Here is a 7,280-nt window from a genome sequence, read left to right as displayed (position 1 = left end):
CGGTAGATTTTATCGATGATGAGAAAATCGCCGGCATAGCCGAATGGCTTGGCGCGGGCGTGGCCGAGAATGGTATGGCCGATTTCTTCGTCGGAGCCAAACCCTTTGTACAAGGCGGCTTTGTCTGCTTCCGAAAGCTCGCCGGCCCGGAGGGACGCGGCGATGGATTCGAATACTTCGTTGAGCGCTGCATACTCGCGCGCTTCGGGGCCGCCGTTATTGATAATGCGGCGCAGGAACTCGTAGGAAGAAGTGGTTGCTAACATCATGGGGTAACTTTTTTGTAAAAGTGCGGCAATGATCCCTGCCTCGGGGAACGGAATTAACGGGAACCGCTTTTGGGTTAACCGGGAGGCCGCAATCATTAATCGGCCCGCCGGAACCGGCGCCCGCACCGCTAATTTCACGGTACTAAACCCCACTGTTATGCAACACATCGGCATCATCGGCGCGGGCCTGAGCGGCCTGGCCACTGCGAAAACCTTTCTCCGCGCGGGATACCGCGTCACTCTCATCGAAAAAGCCGCCGCTATCGGCGGTGTCTGGGAAAAGAGCCGCTCCTATCACGGCGTAGCCACCCAAACCACCCGCGATGAATACGCTTTCTCCGACTTCCCCATGCCCGGCGATTATCCCCTCTGGCCCTCCGGTGAACAGGTACAGCAATATCTCCATTCGTATGCCGAACATTTCGGCATCCTTCCGCATATCCGTTTCAACACGGCGGTGTCGTGGCTGCGGCAGGAAGACGGCGCCTGGCTGGCGGATGTAACCGACCTCCTCAGCCATCAGACCGATACGCTGGCTTTCGATTTCATGGCCGTATGCACCGGTACATTCAGCACCCCGAGCATCCCGGCATTCCCGGGGGCGGAAACCTTCCGGGGGCAAATCCTCCATTCCAGCCAGGTAGCCGGTCCGGAGGTCCTGAAAAATAAACGCGTGGCCGTGGTAGGGTTCGCCAAATCCGCGACCGACGTGGCAACGCTCGCGGCAGATAACGCCACCGCATGCCACCTGCTGTTCCGCAAAGCGCAATGGAAAGTGCCGCGCTATTTCGGTAACCTCATCAATATGCGCTACCTGCTTTTCTCGCGATTCTCCGAAGCCTTCTTCAATGCCCCCCGCAAAACCGCTTTCCAGAAATTCCTGCACAGCGCCGGCAAACCGATGGTATGGATGCAATGGCGCGGACTGGAACTGCTGCTGAAAAAACAATTCAACCTCAAGGCCTGCAATATGCTCCCCTCGCACAAGATCGAAGACCAGATCAGCTGCAGCCTGGGCGTGGCGCCCGTAGGGTTTTATGAGAAAGTAAAAAGCGGCGCGATACAGGCGCAACAAACGGAGATCGCGCGGATCGACGGCGAAACGATCTATCTCACCAACGGCGCGGCTATCCAGGCAGACTTACTTGTTTGCGGCACCGGCTTCCGCCAAACCCTGCATTTCCTCGACGAGCAATACCGCAAGCACATTATCGGCGATAACGGCCATTTCCGTTTGTTCCGCAACATCATCCACCCCGATGTGCCGAACCTCGGGTTCGTGGGGTACAATTCCAGCCTCTTCACCACCCTCACTTCCGAGGTGGCGGCCAACTGGCTGTTGCGTTACGCACAAAGAAGTTTGCGCCTTCCCGCCCCGGAACAAATCCGCGACGACATGGCGTATATGGACAACTGGCGGAAAACGGGCAGGCCTATTGCCGGGGAGTTCAGCGGCACCTGCGTGGCGCCTTTCAACTTCATGCACCTGGACCAGCTGATGCGGGACATGGGCCTGCGCACCACCGCCACCCGTTGGATTCCTTACGAATTTTTTAAGCCCATCAACCCGAAAGATTATCGTATTTTACTGGGAGATTCCCCGAAGGAAATACCCCGGTCGCGGACGGCCGTTCGTACCGCAGACGCCATTGCCTGAAAACATGAAAGCAACTGATCAAATTGCAGCATTGAAAAACCGGATCAGGGAACTGGAAGCTGCCGCTTCCGCCCCGCATCCGCTGCCAACTACCGATGCCCCCTCCGTCAAAGTTCCGGCGGAGTTTAGTCCTTATTTCCGTGCCGCGGAAGAAAAAGTGAAAGCGTATTTCTCCGACATCCGTATGCGGCCATCAGAAGGCACTATCGAGATCTCCGATGAGCGATATGTATTGGTGAGGGCTTCGGCTTTTTCCAAGGATTTTCTCGACAGCATCATGCATCTGTATGCCGACCGCAGCCAGAGCGAGGCTTTCGGCATCGGGCGCGATTTCCTGTTCGATATTTCGCATGCCATCGGCATCAACGACGCCAAGGCTTTCCATGCTAAAATGCACGTCACCGACCCGCTGTCGCGCCTGTCGGCGGGGCCGGTTCACTTCGCCTATACGGGCTGGGCTTTCGTGGACATCCTGCCCACCAGTTCGCCTACGCCCGATGATAACTATTTCCTGCATTACCACCATCCGTTTTCGTTTGAAGCGGATGCGTGGGTGCGGGCAGGCGCCAAATCGGAATCGCCGGTGTGCATCATGAGCGCGGGGTATTCCACCGGCTGGTGCCAGGAAAGCTTCGGGCTGCCGCTCACCGCGGTGGAAATCAGCTGCCGGGCCAAGGGAGATGCGCAATGCACCTTCGTGATGTCGCCGCCGCATAAGATGAACGAGCACCTGAAAAGATTATCGCAGGAAAGCGGTTCGCCGGTGTCGGCCGCAGGCTCCGCGGATATCCCTACATTCTTCCTCCGGAAAACGATAGAAGAGCAACTGGAGAAAGCAAGGGTGATGGCGGAAGATTCTTCGAAAGCGAAATCGGAATTCGTGGCGAACATGAGCCATGAGCTGCGCACGCCGCTGACCGCCATCCTGGGTTTTACGGAATTGTTGAAGAAGACGCGGTTGTCCTCCCGACAGAGCGAGTACCTGGAAGCCATTTGCACTTCGGGCAGCAATTTATTGTCGACCATCAACGATATCATGGACCTCAGCAAGCTCGACGCCGGCAAGATCACCGTGGCGGCGGCGCCCCTGAACATCCCGCAGATGCTCCATGCCATCGGCCTCATGCTGGATCCCAGGGTTCGCAGCAAGGAACTGGAATATACCTGCACCATCAGCGAGCCCCTCGCGCAGCCGCTCCTGGGCGACAGCATGCGCGTATCTCAAATATTGCTCAACATCATCGGCAACGCCGTTAAATTCACCGAAAAGGGCAGCATCGCCATCACCTGTACGGCAGAAGCCGACACGCCTCATTCCCTGCGCGCCGTATTCCGCATCCGCGACACCGGCATCGGGATCTCCGCCGCCAAGCAGGCAGCCGTGTTCGAACGGTTCACGCAGGCCGACACTGCGATCTCCCGGAAGTTCGGCGGATCGGGGCTGGGCCTGGCCATCGCGCGGGAGCTGGCGCAGATCATGGGCGGTTCCATTACGCTGGAAAGCAAGCCGGGCAAAGGCACGGAATTCCTCGTGAAGTTACCTTTCGTCAAAGCCGCATCGTTCGGGGATCATTGCCAGCCCGAAGCAGCCGCCGCCGCAGAGGGCGCGGGTTGCAGGGTATTGGTGGTGGAAGACAACGTCCTCAACCAGAAAATGACCCGCCTCATGCTGGAAAATAATGGCTATACAGCGTTCGGCGTCAACAGCGGTACCAAAGCCCTGGCCTGGCTGCGGAAAAACACCGTGGACCTCATCCTCATGGACATCCAGATCCCCGGGATGGACGGATACGCCGCCACCCGCAAGATCCGCGAAGAGCTGGGGTTGCAGACGCCCATCGTAGCCATTACCGCGCATGCCTTCAGCGGCGAAAAAGAGAAATGCCTCGCCGCCGGGATGAACGGCTATCTATCCAAACCTTTCCGTGAACACGAATTGCTGAGCGCCATCGTTGGCAACCGGCCCGCCCCCGTGGCCGATCTCCGCTTCCTCCGCGAGCAAACGCGCCACAACGCCGCGTTCATGCAGGAAATGATCCGCACCTTCCTCCAGCAGGCCCCCAAAGACATCAAAGCCCTCGAAAAAGCCGCCGCGTCCGGTAACGGGGAACAACTCTACAAAATCGCGCACACCATGAGCACCTCCGCCGGCTTCTTCGGGCTAACGGACCATATCGGCGCGGAACTGCGGGCCCTCCAGCAAAACCGGACAGCCGAGCCCGCGCAACTGCAAAAGATCAGGCAGGTGCTGGAACAGGCGATGGAAGAACTGCGGCAGCTTACACCATCCGCTTTGTCATCAGTGTCATGAAATCTTCCTTCTTCTTAGGGGAAATGGCGACCATGGCGCCGTCGCTCATGATGGCATAACCGCCGTCGGTCTTCACCCAGCGTTTTACATCTTTCAAATTGATGATGTTGGAATTGTGGATGCGGAAGAAGCCGTATTCCTGCAAGGTCATTTCGTATTCCTTCAGGTTGCGGCTGACCATGATCTGCCGGCCGTCTTTCAGGAAAAAGATGGTGTACGGGCCTTTGGCTTCCAGGCGGATGATGGTGGAAAGCGGTACGAAATCCACGCCTTCCGAAGTGGAAAGGCTGATGCAGAAATCGTCGCCTGGCGGGCGGGAGATATTCTTGAGGAGGAGGTCGAGGCGGTTATCGTCGCCGGTGGATTCCATTTGCCGCAGCGCTTTGGCGACGGCTTCCTGCAGCTCGTCGTATGCGATGGGCTTCAGGAGGTAATCAACAGCGGAGAATTTGATGGCGCGGATAGCGTAATGATCAAAGGCGGTGGTGAAAATGACGTGGAATTTGTGGCCGGAAGCGCGTTGCAATACATCGAACCCGGTGCCCGTTTGCATCTCGATATCGAGGAATACCAGCTGCGGGGAAAGTGTTTCGATCATCTGCACCGCTTCGTCGACGCTAGACGCGGCGCCGGCGAGCTCCAGCTGCGGACAGTGCTCGCGGACCATATTGGCAAGGAATTGGCGGCTCAGGACTTCATCTTCCACAATGAGCGCTTTGCATTTCATAAACGGGTTTTGAGGTGGTAACAAGATACGGTGTTTTTTTCATCGGATGGTGACGACGGTCGTGTTTTCGCGCCCGGGCCCGTTGACGGCTTTACGGCTTTCGAGCCGGATGTTCCGGGTGTGGAGGGCGTTGAAACGGTTGATTCGTTCTTCGAGCATGGCGGCATGGCTTTCCATGTCTTTTCCGAAATGCCCGCTGATGCCGTTGTCGGTAATTTCCATGCGGATGCTGTCTCCTTCCGGCCTTACTTCTATGCTGATCATCCCTTTTTCCGATCGGTCGAGATGGAGCACGCCTTTGTAAAGCGCTTCCTCCACCAGGTGGTGCGTGAGGAAAGGGGGTACTTCTTCCAGCCCGGCATCGCCTAAAGTCCTGATAACGAAATCGAAACGGTCGGGGAAGCGGTATTGCTCCAGCAGGAGGTAATCGCGCACCAGTTCCGTTTCGTCGTGCAGCTGGATGGCTGTTTCGTCCCCAAACTGGATCATTTTGCGGAGAAACGCCGAAAACCTCCCGATGTATTGGAGGGAAGTCTTTTTGTCGTCCAGGCTGATAAAATACTGGATGGAATTCAGGGAGTTGAAGAGAAAATGGGGGTTAAGCCTCGCCTGCAGCAATTTCAATCCCAACAAACCCTCCATTCTCTCCAATTCAGCCCCTTGCTTGCGGAGCAGTTCAGCCTGAGCCCTCAAACGTTTGCGCAGCCGGACCGTACATCCATACGATCTTACCCCCCACATGATCAACAGCCCCGATGCGACCGCGCCGAATATCCAACCTGTAACCATAGAACGACTCCTCTGCTTTGACAACGAAGTTGACGAAATAAACGACTGTAAAGAACAGGGAATTAACGGATGAGGGGTTTGGGTTAACGGATTTGCGTTTGGGGGCTATGCCGTTTCCCGGATTATCGTATATTTCCGGGGTCAATATCCTATCCTATGAAGAAAATCCTGCTGATCACATGGGCAGCGGTGTGTTCCGTACACGCCTCCGCCCAGGAAAACCTCGCGATGATCGCCGATTCCATCCGTGCGGAAGGAATGCTCCTCTACCAACACATCCAGATTTGTAAAACCGGTATCGAACTGATCGAAGCCGATACCACTGGCCGCGTATCCCTCCGCGCCAGCGACTATCTCAGTTACCGCAACGGCCAGGAATACACCCTCATCATGCCGCACCGCGGTTCCAGCCAAAACCCCGTGGTCACCAGCTTCCGTTTCGACGCAACCGGCAAACCGCAAACCGCCCATATGGAAGTGGGCCGCCACATGACCGGACAGGAAACCGCCATCTGGGAACTCTGGAACCTCGTGACCGACATGCTGAAGAAAGACCCGGGATTCAAAAAGGTGCGCGACACCTACTTTTCCGTAGTGCCCATCGTGGAAGGGAATTCCCGGAAAGTATACGTGATGTCCGTGCCGGTGCGCAGCAACGTTTTCGTGCTGGGGAACGATTACCTGCTGGAATTCGACCAAAACAACGCGCTCGTCAACCGGACCGAATTCCATACCCACCCGCTCATGGTGCCCCATGGCCGCAAATCTTCCGGGCATATCCATGGCAAATCCAACTCGCCGTACATCTCCGCCACCGACATCTGCACGCTCATGCTGTATCCCAAGGCATTCGACCAGCCTTCCTTGCGCGTGGTTTCGCCCACGCATATTTCGGAGTGGGACATGGCCAACAACACGCTCTTCATCGAGCCGCGGATGTAATAAAAAACAGGCAGACCGTAAATCGCAACGGCCTGCCTGCACCAAAATACACGATTCCACCTAGTTCCAACTATTGGCGACATCATTCGCCACATTGGGGTTCGTATCTTTTTCCTGCTGCGGTATGGGCAGCAGCAGATGTTTATCCTGGAACGTTTCCGCGCCGTACTGCGCTTTCAGTTCGGCGTTGAGGACGGTCTTGATCACGCCCCAGCGCAGCAGGTCGAAGTACCGGCTCTGCTCGCCCGACAGCTCCAGCTGGCGCTCGCGCATGAGGATCGTGGTGGCGTTGGCCTTGTTGCCCAGCGTCGTATACTGGAACGCCCCTACCCTGCCGCGCACCTGGTTGATGAAAGGCCTGGCGGCTTCGGCATTGTCTTCCTGGATATACGTTTCCGCCAGCATCAGCAACACATCCGCATACCGGATCACCAGCGAATTGATGCCGCTCGCGGGGCCGCCGTAGCTTTTCACGTTTTCGTAATACTGGTATTTCTTCCAGCGGTAGCCGCCCTGGCTTTCCGCGAAGGGATAGGTTTGCGTGCCTTCGGGGCATTGGTTGCAGTAATCCGTTTTGCCGCCGCT

Annotated in this window: 7 protein-coding genes; 3 read left to right on the top strand and 4 right to left on the bottom strand. The window is 56.8% G+C overall.

Annotation, left to right across the window (positions count from 1 at the left end):
- Positions 1 to 269 (bottom strand): hypothetical protein (locus Q0510_RS14495; protein ID WP_298713123.1); only part of this gene is annotated, 269 nt, incomplete at its 3' end.
- A 157-nt stretch (positions 270 to 426) separates the two neighbouring features.
- On the opposite strand from Q0510_RS14495, the gene Q0510_RS14490 reads away from it, so the two are divergent.
- Entirely contained in the window at positions 427 to 1,926 is a 1,500-nt protein-coding gene (locus Q0510_RS14490; RefSeq protein ID WP_298713121.1) for an NAD(P)-binding domain-containing protein, read from the top strand.
- A gap of 4 nt (positions 1,927 to 1,930) precedes the next feature.
- Entirely contained in the window at positions 1,931 to 4,237 is a 2,307-nt protein-coding gene (locus tag Q0510_RS14485; protein WP_298713119.1) for a response regulator, read from the top strand.
- On the opposite strand, the gene Q0510_RS14480 is transcribed toward Q0510_RS14485, so the two are convergent.
- Both Q0510_RS14480 and Q0510_RS14475 read right to left on the bottom strand, forming a co-directional pair.
- Positions 4,206 to 4,964 (bottom strand): LytTR family DNA-binding domain-containing protein, encoded by a 759-nt coding sequence (locus Q0510_RS14480; protein ID WP_298713115.1) that lies wholly within the window; start codon positions 4,962 to 4,964, stop codon positions 4,206 to 4,208. The two genes, Q0510_RS14485 and Q0510_RS14480, sit on opposite strands and share 32 nt — an antisense overlap.
- A gap of 39 nt (positions 4,965 to 5,003) precedes the next feature.
- Positions 5,004 to 5,606 (bottom strand): histidine kinase, encoded by a 603-nt coding sequence (locus Q0510_RS14475; RefSeq protein WP_298713112.1) that lies wholly within the window; start codon positions 5,604 to 5,606, stop codon positions 5,004 to 5,006.
- A gap of 303 nt (positions 5,607 to 5,909) precedes the next feature.
- Between Q0510_RS14475 and Q0510_RS14470 the strand changes: the two genes are divergently transcribed.
- Positions 5,910 to 6,695, top strand: a complete 786-nt coding sequence (locus tag Q0510_RS14470) for a hypothetical protein (protein ID WP_298713109.1) — start codon at positions 5,910 to 5,912, stop codon at positions 6,693 to 6,695.
- Positions 6,696 to 6,755: 60 nt separating this feature from the next.
- On the opposite strand, the gene Q0510_RS14465 is transcribed toward Q0510_RS14470, so the two are convergent.
- Positions 6,756 to 7,280: RagB/SusD family nutrient uptake outer membrane protein (locus Q0510_RS14465; RefSeq protein WP_298713106.1), on the bottom strand; the 525-nt coding region annotated here is incomplete at its 5' end.

This window comes from uncultured Chitinophaga sp. (genome assembly GCF_937874145.1).
Classification (GTDB): domain Bacteria; phylum Bacteroidota; class Bacteroidia; order Chitinophagales; family Chitinophagaceae; genus Chitinophaga.
This window is presented reverse-complemented; position numbering and strand designations above follow the sequence as displayed.

Excerpts from the sequence above, each read along its gene's own strand:
- Q0510_RS14490 (WP_298713121.1), top strand. The coding sequence starts at position 427 with ATGCAACACATCGGCATCATCGGCGCGGGCCTGAGCGGCCTGGCCACT.
- Q0510_RS14485 (WP_298713119.1), top strand. The coding sequence starts at position 1,931 with ATGAAAGCAACTGATCAAATTGCAGCATTGAAAAACCGGATCAGGGAA.
- Q0510_RS14480 (WP_298713115.1), bottom strand. The coding sequence starts at position 4,964 with ATGAAATGCAAAGCGCTCATTGTGGAAGATGAAGTCCTGAGCCGCCAA.
- Q0510_RS14475 (WP_298713112.1), bottom strand. The coding sequence starts at position 5,606 with ATGGAGGGTTTGTTGGGATTGAAATTGCTGCAGGCGAGGCTTAACCCC.
- Q0510_RS14470 (WP_298713109.1), top strand. The coding sequence starts at position 5,910 with ATGAAGAAAATCCTGCTGATCACATGGGCAGCGGTGTGTTCCGTACAC.